At 43.5% G+C, this 527-nt stretch carries 1 protein-coding gene; it reads right to left on the minus strand.

Annotation, left to right across the window (positions count from 1 at the left end; translation table 11 throughout):
• Positions 1-250 (minus strand): DOPA 4,5-dioxygenase family protein (locus R7R78_RS29270; protein WP_225474985.1); only part of this gene is annotated, 250 nt, incomplete at its 3' end.
• Positions 251-527 lie beyond the last annotated feature (277 nt).

The raw sequence follows: 527 nt of genomic DNA on the forward strand, positions 1-527 counted from the left end.
GCAGTTCTCGTTCGCTGACCGGGTGAATAAGCACAGAAAAATCCCCACGAATGGTATCTAACCAAGCCAAAAACTCTTCACTGATCGACTCAAGGTGCATTTCAAACATCGGCATCTTGTGCGGGCCGACTAATCTGTCGACCAATGGATACACGCGCAACACATCTTGACGCTCTTGGCGGATGATCTCATTCAGAGCTTGTGCTTTTTCCAATTGTTGCAAAGGAAAGTAAACGTGAACGTGGTACATAACTTCTCCAATCTGAATTCTAAGTGTTGCACTCCCCCGTCATTCAAAGCCTGTGTAGTCATCTAAACACTGAGCCACACTAGGTTCGAATTAACGCCGCTTAGGCACGTTGGAATCCAAACTTCTTCAATTGACTGCCACCCTACCTTGATTCCGTCTGATTGGGAAGAAGTTATCTTTCTGCAACAAATAAATCTACGACACTCAAATACTTTAGCTTTGTTTGTCAAATTTCACAGCCCAATTTTGTTGCAACTTTGTAACACATGAAAGTGAT

This window comes from Vibrio sp. 2134-1 (assembly GCF_033339495.1).